The sequence below is a fragment of the Adhaeribacter sp. genome (assembly GCF_057359045.1).
In genome coordinates this window covers 1-17319 of record NZ_JBMQUD010000149.1, presented here as the reverse complement: position 1 = coordinate 17319, position 17319 = coordinate 1, and the positions used below count along the sequence as shown (strand labels likewise).

At 44.3% G+C, this 17319-nt stretch carries 12 protein-coding genes and 1 pseudogene; 6 read left to right on the top strand and 7 right to left on the bottom strand.

All coding sequences use genetic code 11. The features are described 5' to 3' along the window. Positions 1-69: 69 nt before the first annotated feature. Entirely contained in the window at positions 70-1338 is a 1269-nt protein-coding gene (locus ACO1R6_RS22890) for a polysaccharide pyruvyl transferase family protein (protein ID WP_486267692.1), read from the top strand. Positions 1339-1458: 120 nt separating this feature from the next. Here the strand turns inward: ACO1R6_RS22890 and tamL are convergent, their stop codons facing one another. After that, positions 1459-3909 carry a translocation and assembly module lipoprotein TamL gene (gene tamL / locus ACO1R6_RS22885; protein WP_486267690.1) on the bottom strand — a complete coding sequence of 817 codons (2451 nt, stop codon included), beginning with the start codon at positions 3907-3909 and terminating at the stop codon, positions 1459-1461. Between the two features lie 14 nt (positions 3910-3923). On the opposite strand from tamL, the gene ACO1R6_RS22880 reads away from it, so the two are divergent. Then, positions 3924-4676, top strand: a complete 753-nt coding sequence (locus ACO1R6_RS22880) for a TrmH family RNA methyltransferase (protein WP_486267688.1) — start codon at positions 3924-3926, stop codon at positions 4674-4676. A 112-nt stretch (positions 4677-4788) separates the two neighbouring features. On the opposite strand, the gene ACO1R6_RS22875 is transcribed toward ACO1R6_RS22880, so the two are convergent. Genes ACO1R6_RS22875 through ACO1R6_RS22865 form a run of 3 tightly spaced genes read right to left on the bottom strand, consistent with a single transcriptional unit; the run spans position 4789 to position 7278 of the window. Next, positions 4789-5895, bottom strand: a complete 1107-nt coding sequence (locus ACO1R6_RS22875; RefSeq protein ID WP_486267686.1) for an outer membrane beta-barrel protein — start codon at positions 5893-5895, stop codon at positions 4789-4791. 13 nt (positions 5896-5908) lie between these two features. Then, positions 5909-6733: a hypothetical protein gene (locus ACO1R6_RS22870; protein ID WP_486267684.1), complete on the bottom strand. Its 825-nt coding sequence runs from the start codon at positions 6731-6733 to the stop codon at positions 5909-5911. A gap of 14 nt (positions 6734-6747) precedes the next feature. Then, on the bottom strand, positions 6748-7278 hold the full coding sequence (locus ACO1R6_RS22865) for an RNA polymerase sigma factor (protein WP_486267682.1): 531 nt from the start codon (positions 7276-7278) through the stop codon (positions 6748-6750). A gap of 377 nt (positions 7279-7655) precedes the next feature. Here ACO1R6_RS22865 and nrfH point away from each other — a divergent pair, with 377 nt between their 5' ends. From nrfH to ACO1R6_RS22845, 4 genes are read left to right on the top strand one after another with little or no spacing between them, the layout of a single operon-like run. Continuing rightward, on the top strand, positions 7656-8309 hold the full coding sequence (gene nrfH, locus ACO1R6_RS22860) for a cytochrome c nitrite reductase small subunit (RefSeq protein ID WP_486267680.1): 654 nt from the start codon (positions 7656-7658) through the stop codon (positions 8307-8309). Positions 8310-8315: 6 nt separating this feature from the next. Then, positions 8316-9803, top strand: coding sequence for an ammonia-forming cytochrome c nitrite reductase (nrfA, locus tag ACO1R6_RS22855; protein WP_486267678.1), 1488 nt, complete (start codon positions 8316-8318; stop codon positions 9801-9803). 28 nt (positions 9804-9831) lie between these two features. Then, positions 9832-11148: an alginate export family protein gene (locus ACO1R6_RS22850; protein ID WP_486267676.1), complete on the top strand. Its 1317-nt coding sequence runs from the start codon at positions 9832-9834 to the stop codon at positions 11146-11148. A gap of 3 nt (positions 11149-11151) precedes the next feature. Beyond that, entirely contained in the window at positions 11152-14283 is a 3132-nt protein-coding gene (locus ACO1R6_RS22845; RefSeq protein WP_486267674.1) for a cytochrome c biogenesis protein, read from the top strand. A gap of 343 nt (positions 14284-14626) precedes the next feature. Here the strand turns inward: ACO1R6_RS22845 and ACO1R6_RS22840 are convergent, their stop codons facing one another. The 3 genes and pseudogenes from ACO1R6_RS22840 to ACO1R6_RS22830 form a co-directional block, all read right to left on the bottom strand. Then, entirely contained in the window at positions 14627-14986 is a 360-nt protein-coding gene (locus ACO1R6_RS22840) for a CoA-binding protein (RefSeq protein ID WP_486267672.1), read from the bottom strand. Positions 14987-15140: 154 nt separating this feature from the next. Further along, positions 15141-16709 (bottom strand): NAD(P)/FAD-dependent oxidoreductase, encoded by a 1569-nt coding sequence (locus ACO1R6_RS22835; protein ID WP_486267670.1) that lies wholly within the window; start codon positions 16707-16709, stop codon positions 15141-15143. A gap of 398 nt (positions 16710-17107) precedes the next feature. Then, positions 17108-17319 (bottom strand): annotated as a pseudogene (locus ACO1R6_RS22830) (tryptophan 2,3-dioxygenase family protein); the annotation flags it as partial.

The following is a 17319-nucleotide window of genomic DNA, read 5'->3' as shown; positions in this document are numbered from 1 at the left end:
ACCAACAACCCAGGCTTTGCATCTTATTTTATTTATACAAACTTTATTTACCGCAACAAAACCTAAACGATGAACAGAAGGCAATTTGTAACTAACACCAGTTTACTAACGGCGGCCGCTTTGTTAAGTCCGGAAATTATAAATGCTACCGCCAAACAAAATCCCGTAATCTTGGTCGTGTCGGGTTGGCAAGATGTAAATATTGGGGATATTGCCCATACACCCGGTTTAATTGGTTTATTTAAAAAGCGCTTGCCCCAAGCCAGGCTTATTCTCTGGAAAAGAAGCAAAAGTAAATTGGTAGAAGAAATGCTCAAAAAGCATTATCCTGATTTAGAGATTATTCATGGACAGGTTGATGCCGCCTCTGGCCCGCAAACCGAAGAGGTCCGGAAAGCTTTTAGAGAAGCCGATTTATTTATTCATGGTTCGGGGCCGTCGGTAATAGCCGCCGATTATTTAGAAGCCTGGCAGCAGCAAACGCAAAAGCCATTCGGAATTTTTGGGGTAACCATCCAAACCATAACACCCAACCTAAAAAAATTATTAGCCAAGGCCGCATTTATTTTTACCCGCGAAACTGCCTCCATCCAAAAACTTAAAGAAGCTGGTTTGGCCGGGAACCACATTGCCTTTGCCCCGGATGCCACCTTCGATTTAGAAATTCAGGATAACGAAAAAGCAAACCAGTTTATGCAGCAAAACCAACTGTTGCCGCGCCGGTTTATCTGCGTTATTCCGCGGTTACGCGTTACGCCCTATTACCAGATTAAACCCAACAATGCTGGCTGGTCTGAGGCAAGAATAAAGGAAGTAGATGAACTAAACGAGCAGCATAAAGAAAAAGACCACGCTAAACTGCGCGAAGCCATGATAGCCTGGGTGCAGAAAACAAAAAATAAAATTGTGGTTTGCCCCGAAATGACTTACCAGGTAAATATTATGGACGAATTACTCATTAGCCCGCTACCAGCCGAAATAAAACCTTATGTTGTAAAACATGATTATTGGCTACCCGATGAGGCCGCTTCTTTGTACAAAAATGCCCATGCCGTATTAAGTTTTGAGTGTCATTCGCCGATTATTGCTGCGGCCAACGGTACACCTGGTTTTTACCTGCGCCAACCCGAAGACACCATTAAAGGGCAAATGTACTATGACTTGGGTCTGCGCAACTGGACCTTTGAAATTGAACAAACCACCGGTAAGCAAATTACCGACCGGTTGTTAGAAGTGCACGCCAATTACGAAACAGCCCGCCAGAATGTTAAAAAATCCTTGGCCAAAGTAAACCAGCAATACAACGATGCTTTTAAAATTATAGGTAAAAAGGTGTAAATTTAACTGAGCAGAAAAGAGCCTTATGAATAAATAAAAAGCAGTACAACAACCACGCTGGTTAATAATTGGGGGGAACAGGATTTAAGGAACGACAGATAAGCTTCTATTTGGTAAATATTAAAACGGATAACCAATACCCAGGTTAAAGGCCAGGTTGTAATAATTATCAGATTTGCCTATTACCATTTTATCCAGAACAAATCTTTTACCGAGGGGCACCGAAGGGTCATACACTTTGGCGGCAATATCAAAGCGGGCAATCAAAAAGTTAAAATCAAAACGCAAACCAAAGCCGGTGCCTACGGCAAATTCTTTCCAGAAATCTTTTAACTCAAATTTAGACCCAGGCCGGGCGGGGTCGTCGGCAAGCATCCAGATATTGCCGGCATCTACAAAAAAGGCTCCGTTTACAAAACTATACACATTAAACCGGTACTCCAGGTTACCCTCTAACAATAATTCGCCTTGCTGTTCGCTTATCAGGTCCCGGACAACTTTGCCCTCGCGGTTAATGGTAGGATAGTAAGAGCCCGGCCCTAAACGCCGGGGCCGGAAAGCCCGCACGCTGGTACCACCACCCGCATAAAAATATTTATCGTAAGGCAAAAAGTCATTTCTTTCGAAAGCCTTGGCCAAACCAATATTCAGGCGGCTCACCAAAAAAGTGGTGCGGGCCAGTTTAAAGTAGCGCCGGTAATCGGCATTGAGCCGGTAATATTTAAATAATTTAAGGTACGTATTCTGGTTATTAATAGAAATGGAATCGCGGTTCCGGAAAATTGTACTACTTACCAAACCGGCCTCTTCTACAAAAATCCGGAAGAAAGTGGCGTCGAGGGTATGGTTATAATTATTGCTGTTATAAATGCGTGAGTAATTAATGCTGGATACAAAAGAGGGCACCAAACTGTTTTCGTAAGTGGTAGGAATATTGGGGTTGGTGCGGCTGGCATTTAAAAATTGCCGGAATGTTTCGGAAAAATTACGGGTAGAGTTGATGCTTATATCCAGTGGGGTAAATACGTGCTGCAACTGCGGCGATATTTGCCAGATGTAATCAAACGTAGATTCCTGGTTGGTCCGGATAAATTCTTGCCGATTAATGTGGGTATAACTTAAGTTTAAACGGGTGCGCGGACTAAACCGGATAAAGTGCCGATTGGCATTAAAAGGTAATAAAAACTGCGGAAAAATTAAGGCAATATTGCCGCCGTACTCCTGAATGTAAATAGACGGTAGGCGCTGTGTATTTTCGGTACCTTTATTTAACGCAAACTGGCCTTCTAAACCACCGCGTAAACCAATCTGGAACAACTCGGCTCCGCCAAAAATATTCCGGACAGTTAGCCGGAGGTTGGCAAACGGACCCGGTAAATTGGCACTATAGCTAACTCCGGCTTCGGTAGTTTCCTGGAAACGCCGGCTGGGCATGGCATTAATATTGGCCATGAGCAAACCAATGCCGGTAGTATCGGGGGTATAGCCAATATTTACAAACCGGAACATATCCAGGTTGGTAAGCAGGCGTTGGGTAATGCTGGTACGGCGCAAACTATAGCGCTGCCCCGGCCGTACGGCTAATTTTTTTTCAATTACTTTCGGCGAAATCTGATGATTATACGCCATAAATAAAATATTATTAACCACAACGGTATCGCGGTCTATACCAAAGCGGTTCAGGTTGGCATCAGGTTTAAAATTAACCCGGCTGATCCGATAAACTTGGTGGGGTATACTATCCTGGTCGTTGTTAATGCTTATTTCCAGGCGGGCTTGCTGTTTTTCAAAGCTGGTATCAATATCGGCGTAAATAAATTGTTTTTTAAAAGTAAAGTAGCCCAGATTTTTGAGTAACAATTCAATACGGTCCCGTTCGGCCGAAAGTACTTCTTCGTCGTAGTTCTGGTTTACTTTTACCAACGCCTGCTGGGCCGTAGAATCAATAATTGATTTAATAGCTGCATCCGGAATATTGTATTTAACCTGCGAGTAAGTGTAAGGTTTGTTTTCGGTTAGGTGGTAGGTTAAGGTTAATTTTTTATTTTTAACTTCGGTCGTAAAATTTACCCGGTGCCGGAAAAAGCCTTTGGAATTGAGGTAATTTTTTATTTGCTCCAGGGTTGCTTCGGCTTTTAATGAATCGTAAATGACGGGCGGTTCCCCGATTGCCATGATAGAGTTGCCTTGCTCCAGGTGCCGCGTTAAACGGGTAATTTTGCGCTCCCGCTTCCGTAATATTTTGGCTACTTTCAGCGAATCGTTACCAGCCTTTTGTACCTTCCGGTCAAATTCTTCTCTTTTTTCAACGAGCCGTTTTTCTATTTTTTGGGGTTGATAAAACTTCCGGCCAAAGTAGTAAATAGATAAATACGGCGTAGAACCCAGAACTTTACGGTTGGGCTTCTGCTGAAAAAAACCGCTAATACGGGCCGGGTCCGATTTTTCTGCTCCCTGTAGTTTAACTGAGTACAGTAAATTCTCGTTCGGGCCTAAATACCGTGTTGGAACACAGCCGCTTGTAAATATAATTGTGATTGAAAAGATAAATATGTAAAATCGAAGTTTCAAATGGACGTGCCGCTATGTTGTCAAAAGCTGTATTAAAATATATAAACTCTTTGCAAATAAAAAAATATCGCCTTATTCACCAAGCTTTTCTGGTAGAGGGCGCCAAAAGCGTCGGCGAATTATTGCAATCTGATTTTGAAATTCAGAAGCTTTACATAACCGAGCAATTCTATTTATCGCATACCCATTTACTACATAAAGGTTTTTCTTACGAGATATTACCGGAGCAGGAACTGGTAAAAGCCGGTACGTACGCTTCTAATAACGCCGCGCTGGCCATTGCCCATATGAAAGACGCCACATCTTTTAATCCGGCGCAAAACCCATTTACCCTGGCCCTCGACGACATACGCGATCCCGGCAATTTGGGTACCATTATCCGGTTGGCCGATTGGTACGGGATTAAAAATATTATCCTGTCGCAAACCTGCGCCGATTTTTATAACCCGAAAGTAATTGCCGCCACCATGGGTTCATTTTGCCGCGTGGCCGCCACTTACGTAGAATTACCAACTTTTTTAAAAGAACAAACGACCAATTACGCCATTTACGGCGCCGCACTCGAAGGGAAAAATATTCATCGGCAAGAATTAAATCCAGCCGGCGTTTTGGTTATGGGCAACGAGGCCAACGGAATCCGCCCCGAAGTAAGGGCACAGATAAAACACTTGCTTAAAATTCCGGGTTATGGCCATGCCGAATCTTTAAACGTAGCCACCGCTACTGCCATTATGGTAGATAATTTTTACCGGAATGTAAGTGAATAATTAAATTTATAGACCCACAATATTTAATGAATAATTTAGGATGAGAGTACCTTAAACAAAAAAGAGCCGGAAGGCTCTTTTTTAGTTTAATGCTTATGCGTAACCTTTAGGTTTAAATCCGGAACCCAAAGCTGATGGAATTCATTTGTGGGCCGCGGTTTTCTTTAAATAAATCGTTCAGGTTGTATTTGGTGTATAGTTCAAACTTACGGAAGCCAATAACAAAATTTACGCCGTACTGGAAATCTTCGAGGTTATAGCTGCTGCGCTCTTTGTCTTTTTCGGTATCGCCTTCTTCCTGGTATTTAAGTTTGGTGTGGCTGCCCAGGCGGTAACCTACAAAGCCTCCGGCCGCAATTTTAAAGCCTTCTTTACCGTTCTTTTCCCGAAATCTGAGTTCGGGCATTAACGAAGCATTTATGGATGAGGTAGCCAACTTACTTTTCTCAAAAGAGCGGTTGGTTTCTTTTACAAACCGGGTTACACCGTTATCATCTACCAAATAATTATTCTTATCTAACATATAATTGTTAAATGTTAACTCCAGGCCTGGTCTCAAGTAAAAATTGCTTTTTTGGCCACCTATTCTAATCCGGTAATATTGCGCCAGGTTTACAAAACGGGAGCCTAGCGGTTTTAAATCGTACATGTCACCGCTGTTTTTGGGGGCATTTACCAAGGTGTTCAAACCTATATCAAAGTAGCTCTGTACGGTAAAGCGCCGTTCCGCTTTTTCTTTTTTCACTTCGGCTTTAACCGAGTCTCTTTTGGCCGTATTTTTATTTTTTTCCTGGTGTTCTACAAATATTTTAATGCCTTCTATAAAGCCTTTGCTTTTGGCATTTTCGTGCATGCTATTAACGGTAGTAGCCGATAAGGTAACAGTTATTTGTTCGGGAGCGCTGGCGTTTTTCAGGTCTTTAGCCGGGTAAAAAGTCATGGTTAGTTCTTTGCCTTCTTTGTAGCGGTTGGCTTTTTCCATGGCTTCCACTTTCTCGACATATTGGCTGAGAATTTGTACCAGCGAATCTAACTTATAGCTTTTTAAAGATTTAAGTTGTTCGGTATCTTTTACAATCAGGTTCATACCGGCACCATTGGGCAATTTTATAAAAATGGTATCCTGCGTATGAGAGGGGTTATTAATTTTTTCGGCGCGTAAGGGCAAACCGGTAGCGGTGGCCAATAAAATGGCCAAAAGGAGGGTCAGGGATTTCATAATTTTAAGCGGATTAAAGTGAAATGACTTTGTTGATTTTCTGTTTTATGTTTTCCTTTTCGGCATTAATTTTTTCGGTGTTCAGGCCCAGCGTTGCCAGCTCAACCGGTTCTCCGTTTTTAAGATTACGGGCTTGTTTATAGATATTTTTTAGTAATATTCCTTTCCGGCTGATATTTTCGCGGAGGCTCATTTCTTCCGGATTCTCTGTTTCTTTTTCGGCCGAAGCATCTTGTTTAACGAATACCTGTACTACACCCGGGCTACCCGGCATATTTACCGGATTGATAGCTTTATCTATTTTTGGCTCTTTAATCGTATTTTGGGCCACCAGAACCTTATCCTCGGGCGTACTGCTTTCCGTTGGTGCGGCTTGCTTTACCAGGGGCTTAACTTTGGGCTTTACTTCTGTTTTAGTAATGGCTAGCTTTGCCTTTGTATCAGCTTTTGATGGTTTTTGGTTAAACAATGCAGGTGCCTTTTCTGCTGTATTCGCTGGTATTTTCTCTTCTATAGCAACTGTTTCTTCTGTAGATGCAACGGGCGTGTCGGAGGTTGCCTGAACTCCCGGATTTTTTAAATTATTTATTTCGGCCGGCTTTTTAATTTCGTTTTGCGCCACGGTTGCGGCCGGTTCCTGGTTGTAATTCCGGAAAAGTAGCAAGCCCGATACCAGCAAAATAATGACACTGGCCGCCGCGTAATAAATCCACATGGTCCGCTCTTTTTGGGGCGGTTCCATTTTGGCTTGCAGGCGCGCCCAAGCATCGGCCGAAGGCGTGGCGGGTAACCCGTTAAATTTGGTTTTAAATAATTTATCTATTTCTTCTGGTTCCATCTTGTTTTGCTTCATTAATTCCAGATTTCCTGCCCGGTAAGTCTTTTTTGTAAAAGTGCCCGGGCCTTACTTAACTGCGATTTGGAGGTGCCTTCGGTAATATCCAGCATTTCGGCAATTTCTTTATGCGAATAACCTTCTATGGCGTACAGGTTAAAAACGGTGCGGTAACCGGCCGGTAAATCGTGCAGCAGGTTTAATAAATCTTCTACCGCCAAATCGCTTTCGGCATTTTCCTCGGCTACCACCTGAATGTGTTCTTTCTCGATGGCCAAATGCAAAGGTTCCTTTTTCCGCAAAAAGCCTAAGGCTTCGTTAATCACAATCCGTTTCATCCAACCTTCAAAACTTCCTTTGTGCTCAAACTGGTGAATATTCTGGAATATACGTACCAATCCGTTGAGCATGATTTCTTCGGCATCCATTTGGTTTTTCAAATACCGGATGCATATTCCCAGCATAAGAGGCGCATACTTTTCGTACACGTACTTGTGTGCTTTACCATCGCCTTTTTGCAGGCCTTTTATTATCTCGGGTTCGCTCACGTTGCTGGTAAATCTTTATGCAAATAAATAATTTAGGTGTTTTGCTTAAGTAGATGCAAAGTTAAAGGTGGTGGTTGCCTGCCGATGAAAAAAAATATTAAAAAATTTTAAACAAATAATATAGTACTTTTTAAATTTATTTTATTCTCTTAAATTTTCAGTAGTACGGCATTATCTCGCTCTCTTTCATTTGTTTATCATTTTAAGGGTTTCTCCTTGTTTTTGTACTTTAATTTCTCTGAACCTTATATCCGCTGCATAGACCAATATTTGTGTTTATGGTTTATGTAACTATTTAAATAACTATAAGTAAAACCGATTTCAATTCGGTAAGGCTGCCTGCAAAGGTTTTGAAAAAGCGTCTAAATGACTAAATAATGGCGAAATTTCAAAAATTAAAACGCTTCCTTTTTCGGTATAATGTTATACCACCGCACCGGTGGCGGGCGGCTGCCACCATGATGGTAGCCGCGCTGGTAGGCCTGGGGCTTTATTTGTTTAAACTAAGTAATGCGGCCTCTTACCTGTCCGACGACCCGCAGGCCTGCGTTAATTGCCACCTCATGACGCCCCAATATATTACCTGGAACCACAGCTCGCACCGCGAAGTAGCCCATTGCAACGATTGTCATGTACCCCATAATAATATTTTTAATAAATATTTCTTTAAGGCGAAAGATGGTTTATACCACGCTTCCATTTTTACCTTACGAGCCGAGCCCCAGGTAATCAAAGCCAAAGCGCCATCAGTAGAAGTTATTCAGAATAATTGTATCCGCTGCCACTCCGACCAGGTAACCGATGTGAGGACAGCTGCTTTTGTCGAAAATCATCAGGCCAACCGAACCGACAGGCTTTGTTGGGAGTGCCACCGCGAAGTGCCGCACGGCCGGGTAAAAAGTTTATCTTCGGTGGGGCACCAGATAGAGCCCATCCGGGCGCACGCGCCGCCCGATTTAGAAATTATTCCGGCCTGGCTAAAAGCCTCTATGAAAGAAAATAAACAGAAAGCAGCAGCACAAAAAAAATAAATAAAAATGAAAAACTGGATTCTTTTTATCTTAACGGCGGTGGTAGTGTTTCTGGTGGCCATGTTAGCGTATTCTATTATCGACCGGAAAACCGAAGCCCGTTTTGCATATCAGGCCAAGGTTGCCATTGAAGGAATTGAACCCCGCGATTCGCTGTGGGGCTTAAATTATCCGCGGCAATACCAATCTTACCAGAAAACCCAGGACACCACATTTAAGAGTAAATACAATACCAGTGGCTTTAGAGATGCCCTGGAAGAAAATCCGGAAATGATAATTTTGTGGGCCGGCTATGCTTTTAGTAAAGGGTATAACCAACCCCGCGGGCACAACCATGCCGTTAGAGACGTGTTGGCCTCTGTACGGATTGGTGCCCCCGATGAACCCGGTTCCGGGGTAATGCCCAGTACCTGCTGGACCTGTAAAAGCCCCGATGTGCCGCGGCTAATGAGCGAAATAGGTGTAACCGAGTTTTACAGCAAAAAATTATCGGATTTTGGTAGCCAAGTCATTAACCCCATTGGTTGTGCCGATTGCCACGACCCTAAAACCATGAACCTGACCATTACCCGCCCGGCTTTAATCGAAGCTTTTCAGGCCATGGGAAAAGATATTAACCAGGCTTCGCACCAGCAAATGCGGTCGCTGGTATGTGCCCAGTGCCACGTAGAATATTACTTTGATAAAACCAATCCCGAGAAAAAAGGCGCCCAATACCTGACCTTTCCCTGGAAAAACGGCTTTACCGTGGAGGCTATGGAAGCTTATTACGATAGCATTGATTTTGCCGATTGGGTACACCCCTTGAGTAAAGCCAAAATGCTGAAAGCCCAGCACCCCGATAATGAAATATATTCATTTGGGGTACACGCCAAACGGGGCGTTTCCTGCGCCGACTGCCACATGCCTTACGGTACCGAAGGCGGGCAGAAGTTTACCAACCACCACATTGGTTCGCCGCTGAGTAACGTCGAAAACTCTTGCTTTGTCTGCCACCGCGAAAAAGTATCGGATTTGGTATCGGATGTATACGAACGCCAAAGCAAGGTAAAAGAAAGTACCGCCAAACTGCAAAGGCATATTGCCATGGCCCACCTGGAGGCCGAACAAGCCTGGAAATTAGGCGCCACCGAAGACCAGATGAAAGATATTCTGCGGGGTATCCGGCATGCGCAGTGGCGTTGGGATTACGTGGCCGCTTCGCACGGAGCCGGGTTTCACGCGCCGCTGGAGGCCAGCCGCATTATTTCTTCCGGTTCATCAATCATACAAGAGGCAAGGGTAAACCTGGCGCGGGTTTTGGCTTCGCTGGGGCACAACAAACCCGTACAAATGCCCGATTTAAACAATAAAGCGGCTTTGCAGGCGTATATTGGCGTAGACCTGGAAAAAGAAAAAATGGAGAAAGCGAACTTCCTGGAGCAGGTAGTGCCCCGGTGGTTGAAAGAAGGAAAAGCCAGAGAAGCCCAGAAGAAAGTTACCCTGCTACACTAAAGCTATTTTATTACCTAAACCGACCAGGATGGTTAAATATTTACCTATTGGATGGAGCTTATTACTAGCGCTTTCCTGTATCCCGGCGCAGGCCCAGTTTAACCTCGACGGCCAGTTAGTGCAGCGGGCAGAGTTCCGCAACGGGTATAACCGCTTAATAAAAGAAGGCGATGAGCCGGCCGCTTTTATCTCGCAAAGGGCCCGGTTGCAGGCCGGTTACAAAACCGAAAAATTTAACTTTTACGCCAGCCTCCAGGATATCCGGACTTGGGGCAATACCTCCCAGACAAAGTTAACCGATAATTTTTTGTCGGTGCACGAGGCCTGGCTGGAAACCAATTTGGGAACCAACTGGAAAGTAAAACTGGGGCGGCAGGAGCTAAATTACGACAATGCCCGTTTTTTAGGTAACCTGGATTGGGCTTTACAAGGGCGGGCGCACGATTTTGGCTTAGTTAAGTACGAGAAGGAAAATTTAAAACTGCATCTCGGCGGGGGCTATAACCAGGACGGTCAGCTGTTAGCCGGCAATATTTTTACCGTTGCTAATCAATACAAAGTAGCCCAACTGGCCCGCTTCGAAAACAAGTTAGGTAACTTAAATTATGCGGTTTTATTCTGGAACGATGGCCGGCAAAATATAGAAAACACCGGTTCGGGTACTACCTTAACCAAAGGTGTGCGATACCGTCAAACCATTGGTTTACCCACTTTTAAATACCAGGCAGGCAATACCTTGTTCTCGGGTTTTTATTACTACCAGTTAGGTAAACTACCAGCCGGCCGCAAATTAAATGCTTTTGATGTAAGTGCCCAGGTAACGCAGTTAATCGAGATTGACAGTACTGCTACAAATAATATTTATCTGGCCGGTGGTTTGGAAATATTGAGCGGTACGGCCAGCAACAGTGCTGGTATCAGCCGGTCTTTTAGCCCGCTTTATGGCACCAACCATGCGTATAACGGCTACATGGATTTGTTTTATGTAGGCGGAGCCCACGAAAATAATATTGGCTTGCAAGATTATTACCTGAGAACCCGGCGCGAGTTTGGTCCGAAATTTTTTATGCAGCTTGACGGTCATTTATTTTTTTCGCAGGCCAATCCTTATCGTACCACCGGCGAAAAGATGGATAAATACCTGGGTACCGAACTGGACCTTTCGTTGGGCTTTCTGGCTCATGATGCTATATCGCTCCAGGGTGGCTACAGCCAGTTTTTTCATTCAGATACCTTTGCGGCCATTCAAAACAATGGATCTTTAAAAAATAACCAGAACTGGGCTTATTTAATGTTAATCTTCCGGCCCAATATGAAAAACAAATTTATTGGCATTTTACTCTAGCGCATGAGGCACTTACAATTGTTGCTTTCCACCCGGATTACCTTAGTTTTATTAATCGCGTTTGCGACGGCCATGGCCGTCGCCACTTTTATTGAAAACGACCACGGCACAGCTGTTGCCCGCAATTTGGTGTACGAGGCCTGGTGGTTCGAAATAATTATGCTTTGGCTGGCTGTTAATTTCCTGAGCCATATCGGGCATTACAAACTGTTTCATAAAAACCGGTGGCCTATTGGTTTGTTTCACCTGGCCTTTGTTATTATTATCGTGGGTGCCGGCGTTACCCGGTATTTTGGCCGGGAAGGGGTTATTCACATCCGGGAGGGGAGTACCGAAAATACCTTTTATACCGCTACCCGCTACCTGCAGGTAAAACAAATAGGCGAAAAATCCGGCAAACATTTCGAGAAACCCATAACGCTTATCAGCCACAATTTTAAACCCGTTACAACTACTGCCCAGTTTAATCAACCGGAATTTAAAATAACCCTGGAAAAATATATTACCGGAGCGAAAGAGAAATTTGTACGCGGCGAGGAAACTTACCTGGATATAGCCGTTACGGATGGTTCCGGCCGGGAAGATTTCCTGATAACCCAAGGCAATTCTTTAAAAATGGCTAATATTTCGCTGGGTACTACGGCCGATGCAACCAATCCCATCCGCATTTTTAAAAAAGATAGTACCTGGGTTATTAAATCGGAGGTACACCTGCAGGTAATGGAAATGGCTACCCAGAATATGGGGGTGTTGCACGCCGGTGAAACACAAACTTTAAAACAGCGATCGCTTTACCAATGGGAGGGCGGTGCTTTCATTATTAAATCTATTCAGGAAAATGCCGCGCTGGTGTACATAGCCGAAAAAGATGAGAAAGAAGCGAAAAACCTGCCCGATGTAGTAAAAGTTAAAGTACAGGACCAGCAGGCTAAACTGGTTACCGAAGGTTATATAAAACTGGTTACGTATAAACCAGCCTGGCACGCTTTTACCTACGCCGGCAAGAATTACACTTTAACGTATGGCCCCCGCGCCGAAATATTGCCATTTAGCCTGCGCCTGAATGCTTTTGAACTGGAACGGTACCCGGGGAGCCAGAGCCCCGCGAGTTACGCCAGCGAGTTACAGGTAATCGATGGCAAAACTGATTTTCCGTACCGCGTGTTTATGAATAATGTGCTTGATTATGCCGGTTACCGTTTTTACCAATCTTCGTACGACACCGACGAAAAGGGCACGGTTTTATCCGTAAACCAGGACCGGCCGGGCACTTACCTGACGTATTTGGGGTATACTTTATTGGCCTTGGGGATGTTTTTAACCCTCTTTGCCAAAGGTAGCCGGTTCCGGTTATTAAATAAAAAATTAAAAACCATCCGCCAAAAAACAGTGGCCGTAAAGGTGGCCGCCATGCTGGCTTTAAGCTTTAGTTTAATCCTTCCGGCCCAGGCTTCCGACAGTTTAATGGTGGTTCCGGTAGAGAAAGCCGATGCGTACGGCCGTTTAATAGTGCAGGATTTGGATGGCCGGATGAAGCCGCTGAATACCCTGGCCAACGAGATTGTGCGGAAACTCAATGGTAAATCTACTATCAAAATCCCGACTAAAACCGGAGGGTTAAAATTAACGTCCGAACAGTTTTTGCTGGCCGTTCAGCTAGACCCGGTTACTTTTAGTCAATTGCCAATCATCAAGATCGATCCGGAAAAATCGCACCCGGCTTTTGCGGCCTTGGGTATAAAACCCCAGGAACGGATCAGTTTCCGGCAATTTTTAAACCAAGACGGCGATTATTTACTCCACGATTTGGTAGAAGAAGCGAATAAATTAAAACCCGCCGAAAGAAATGAAGCGCATAAAGAATTGCTGAAAACCGATGAGCGGTTCAATATTTTTTATGCCTTGCTAACCGGCGATTTTTTAAGAGTATTTCCGAATAAAAAAGACCAGAATAATACCTGGTTTACTAGTCAGCAATCGCAGCAAGGCTTTGAAGAAGAAGATGGCCGGTTTGTAGAAAATATTACTTCTTTTTACCTGGCCGGGCTGCAAAAAGGTGTCCGGGAAGGTAACTGGCAGCAGGCCGATGAAGCTTTGAGTTACATGCATTTGTTTCAGCAGAAAGCCGGCAACCAGGTTTACCCCGCTGAAAACTTGATTGAGGCCGAACTGCTCTATAACCGTTTAAACCTGGGCAATAATCTTTTTGGTCCGTTTTGGTTAACCGGTATATTAATGCTGGTGCTGGGCATAACCATGTTGTTTAAAGAAGCTAAACCCATCCAATGGGCTTGGAATGCAGGCAAAGTTTTAAGCTGGTTCGGGTTCTTTATTTTTACCTGCCACCTGGTTTTGCGCTGGTATATTGCCAAACATCCGCCCTGGAGCGACGGTTTCGAGATGCTGGTTTTTGTGGCTTGGGGCGTCTTATTTTTTGGATTGGTTTTTTCGGGTAAATCAAAGTTTACCGTACCGTTGGGTTTGTTGTTTTCGGGTACGTTATTATTCGTCGGGTTTTTAGATTGGCTCAATCCCGAAATTACCAACCTGATGCCGGTGCTTCATTCTTATTGGCTAAAAATACACGTGGCCATTATTGTGAGTGGCTACGCACCTTTGGCTTTGGCCGCTATTCTGGCTTTACTCAGTTTACTACTGCTCATTTTTAAGCCGGCCACGCCTAAAGCCCAATGGTGGATTAGTATGCAGGAACTGAATATTGTAAACGAGCTGTCCATTACCATTGGTCTGTTTTTATTAACCATTGGCACCTTTTTAGGCGGGGTATGGGCCAACGAAAGTTGGGGCCGTTACTGGGCCTGGGACCCTAAAGAAACCTGGGCATTGATTTCGGTAATTGTTTATGCCTTTGTGTTGCACCTGCGGCTCATTCCGGCTTTAAAAAATTCGCTGGTTTATAACCTGGCCAGCCTTTGGGGGTTTTCTTCTATTATCATGACCTCCTTTGGCGTAAATTATTACTTGTCGGGTTTACATTCTTACGCGGCCGGCGATCCGGTGCCCATCCCGGTTTGGGTATATTGGGTGGTAGCTATTTTGCTCTTTATTTCGGTATTGGCAGTGCTTAAATACCGGCAGTTAAAAGAGAAAGAAAAGAAAGCGTTGGTGGTGTAGAAAACTCGTTATTGAATCGAATAACTATTTAACATCTTATAAATTAGAAGAAACCGCTGCCCTTGCTGCGTGTTTTCACCAGCAAGTAGTTTAGCCAAAGCTTATAATAAGCCATCTTTATTGTTCGTACACGTTAATATATAGGTGAATCAATTTTCTATTTTTAAAAATTTATTTTTAGTCAACAGTGGCCTTAAATTGAATCTAACTACAATCACTAATAATATCAGAATGGCTGTTATTCTTTAAATGTGTGTTAACTCAATATATTCCTGCTGCTTAACATGTATTTGGAAAACCGGCACTAAAGCCAGTATAGCTAAGGGCATAAAAAAGGGGATTATTAATAATCCCCCATTGATAACATAACCAGCGTACAACCATGAATGGTTTTAATATTGGCATCCTGGGCCATTTTCTCCAACTCGTGGTTTTCGGTGCCCGGATTAAATATAATACGCTTGGGCTTTAAAGATAAAATATAATCGTACCAGCTCGGTAAATTATTCGTGCCTACGTATAAGGTAACCGTATCTACATCTGTAACGGGAGTTTTTTCGGTAATAATTTGCTCGCCGGCTACTTCTCCTTTCCGGATTCCTACGGGCACAATTGGGTGGCCGTACCGCTTTAATTTATTGGCCGCCAAATAAGCGTACCGCGAGGGGTTATCGCTAGCACCCAAAACAACTGTTTTTTTCATATTTTTAGTTTTTAGTGGTTAGTTATTAGTTGTTAGTTCTAAATGATCTTTGATCAATTAAAAAGATGAATCAATTAAAAAGAATCTAAACTTGCCGAACACTAACCATACTGTATAAAATTTAACTCTTAACTTTCAACTCTTAACTCCAGGCTTACTTACGTATTTTTTCAAAAACCTTTTCGGCGCAACGCTCGCCGTCCATGGCCGCCGAAACAATGCCGCCGGCGTAACCGGCTCCTTCGGCGCAGGGGTACAGGTTTTTAATTTGTACGTGTTCCAGCGTTTCTTTATCGCGGGGAATACGCACCGGCGACGAGGTTCTGCTTTCTACGCCAATTATCTGGGCATCGTTGGTCAAATAACCTTTCATCTTCGCGCCAAAGCTTTTAAACCCTTCCTGCAGCCGGTACCCAATGTGCTTGGGCAACAATTCGTGCATATCTACCGAAGTTAAACCGGGCTGGTAAGAAGTCTCTAACAAACTACCGGATGTTTTACGGCGCGTAAAATCCAGGAGCCGCTGGGCCGGGGCTACCTGCGTGCCGCCGCCCATTTGCCAGGCCTTTTGTTCCAGGGCTTGTTGCATCCGTAAGCCAGCCAAAGGTCCGTATTTTTGCAGGTCTAAATCTTCTAAATCGATGGCTACCACAATACCGGAGTTGGCAAATTTAGAATCGCGGCGGCTCGGCGACATGCCGTTTACCACCACCTCGCCGGGAGCCGTTGCCGATGGTACAATAAAGCCGCCCGGACACATACAGAAAGAAAATATTCCCCGCTGCTTGTTATCCAGCACCACCTGGTGCACCAGGGCATAAGACGAAGCCGGTAGATATGGCCCGCGGTCGGCACATTTGTACTGCACCTGATCAATTAAAGCTTGCTGATGCTCTACGCGCACGCCCATGGCAAAAGGCTTGGCTTCAATCAGAATATTTTTGGCGTGCAGCAACTCGTAAATATCGCGGGCCGAATGGCCGGTAGCCAGAATCACAGCTTCGCCTTCCAACTGAGCGCCGGCTGCCGTAACCACGCCGGTCATGGTATCGCCTTTTAAAATGAAATCGGTAACGCGGGTATCAAAATAAATTTCGCCGCCGGCCTGTAATATCGTTTCGCGGATGTTAGCGATAATTACCGGTAATTTATTTGTGCCAATATGCGGATGCGCATCAAATAATATGTCGGGCGTAGCGCCGTGCTGCACAAATATTTGCAACACCCGGTTAATATCGCCGCGCTTTTTAGAGCGGGTATACAATTTGCCATCCGAATACGTACCCGCACCGCCTTCACCGAAACAATAATTAGAGTCGGGGTTAACAATATGTTCTTTGTTGATGGCGGCTAAATCGCGCCGACGCGTTCGTACATCTTTGCCGCGCTCCAGAATAATGGGTTTTAAACCTAGTTCCACGCACCGCAAGGCCGCGAACAAACCAGCCGGACCAGCACCCACAATTATTACCGGTCGCGCATTTCGCACATCCGGGTAGCGGTAAACCGGGCTCAGAATATCTGTAGGGGGAGTAGCGGTATAAACATCGGCTTTAATGCGCAGAACCACTTGCTGGCCGCGGGCATCAATCGAACGTTTAAGTTTATGGATAGCAGTGGCCTCGGTTTGGGGAATACGGGCTGCTTTTAGTATTTCCTGGTCTAGCAGCTCGGCATTATAAGCTACTTCTGGTGTTACCACCAGTTCAATTTCTTTTTTCATGTGTTAATCGTGTAAGGCAGTTAACCTTAAAAAGATTATTTGATATTCGTAAAGCCTTTAAAAGGCAGGCAGATTATTACCAGCAGTTTAAATATAATATTACCTCTGGTATGCTTTTAAACATATACAGGTAAAAATAAATTCCAAGCGAATGAATCTCCTTAGTTATTGCCTTTGGTATTGAATGGGTTTAAAGTTTTGCAAATCTCTTAAAATTCTGCCCTTACCGGGTGTTTTCACCGGCAAGTAGTCGGATGAAAGCTAATAGATTGGCGGTGATAACACCACCAATGGCGGCCGGAAGCACTTTTGAAGAAACGCTAAACAGGTTCATTCTTTAAAACCTGATTGGTTAGTTTTTCAAACAATATTTTTAAAATAAAACAGAGAGGATTCATTTATAAATCTTCCAGCACTTTTTCTACCCAGCCTTTACCCCAGTCGTCTATTTCCTGCTCCGACCAGATTTCGGGGTAAAATATTCTTTTCTGGAATTTGGGGGGTAAATATTGGCGCCAGTTGGTGCCGCCGGTAGCGGGTAAAGCGCCCGCCTGGCTTTGCAGGTAGCGCACCGCCGATTTATAGTGCATCAAAGGCCAGTTTACATTGA

Coding starts and splice junctions, on each gene's coding strand:
- ACO1R6_RS22840 (WP_486267672.1), bottom strand. CDS start 14,986: ATGAAAAAAACAGTTGTTTTGGGTGCTAGCGATAACCCCTCGCGGTAC.
- nrfH (WP_486267680.1), top strand. CDS start 7,656: ATGGCGAAATTTCAAAAATTAAAACGCTTCCTTTTTCGGTATAATGTT.
- ACO1R6_RS22835 (WP_486267670.1), bottom strand. CDS start 16,709: ATGAAAAAAGAAATTGAACTGGTGGTAACACCAGAAGTAGCTTATAAT.
- ACO1R6_RS22845 (WP_486267674.1), top strand. CDS start 11,152: ATGAGGCACTTACAATTGTTGCTTTCCACCCGGATTACCTTAGTTTTA.
- ACO1R6_RS22880 (WP_486267688.1), top strand. CDS start 3,924: ATGTTGTCAAAAGCTGTATTAAAATATATAAACTCTTTGCAAATAAAA.
- nrfA (WP_486267678.1), top strand. CDS start 8,316: ATGAAAAACTGGATTCTTTTTATCTTAACGGCGGTGGTAGTGTTTCTG.
- ACO1R6_RS22850 (WP_486267676.1), top strand. CDS start 9,832: ATGGTTAAATATTTACCTATTGGATGGAGCTTATTACTAGCGCTTTCC.
- ACO1R6_RS22890 (WP_486267692.1), top strand. CDS start 70: ATGAACAGAAGGCAATTTGTAACTAACACCAGTTTACTAACGGCGGCC.
- ACO1R6_RS22870 (WP_486267684.1), bottom strand. CDS start 6,733: ATGGAACCAGAAGAAATAGATAAATTATTTAAAACCAAATTTAACGGG.
- ACO1R6_RS22875 (WP_486267686.1), bottom strand. CDS start 5,895: ATGAAATCCCTGACCCTCCTTTTGGCCATTTTATTGGCCACCGCTACC.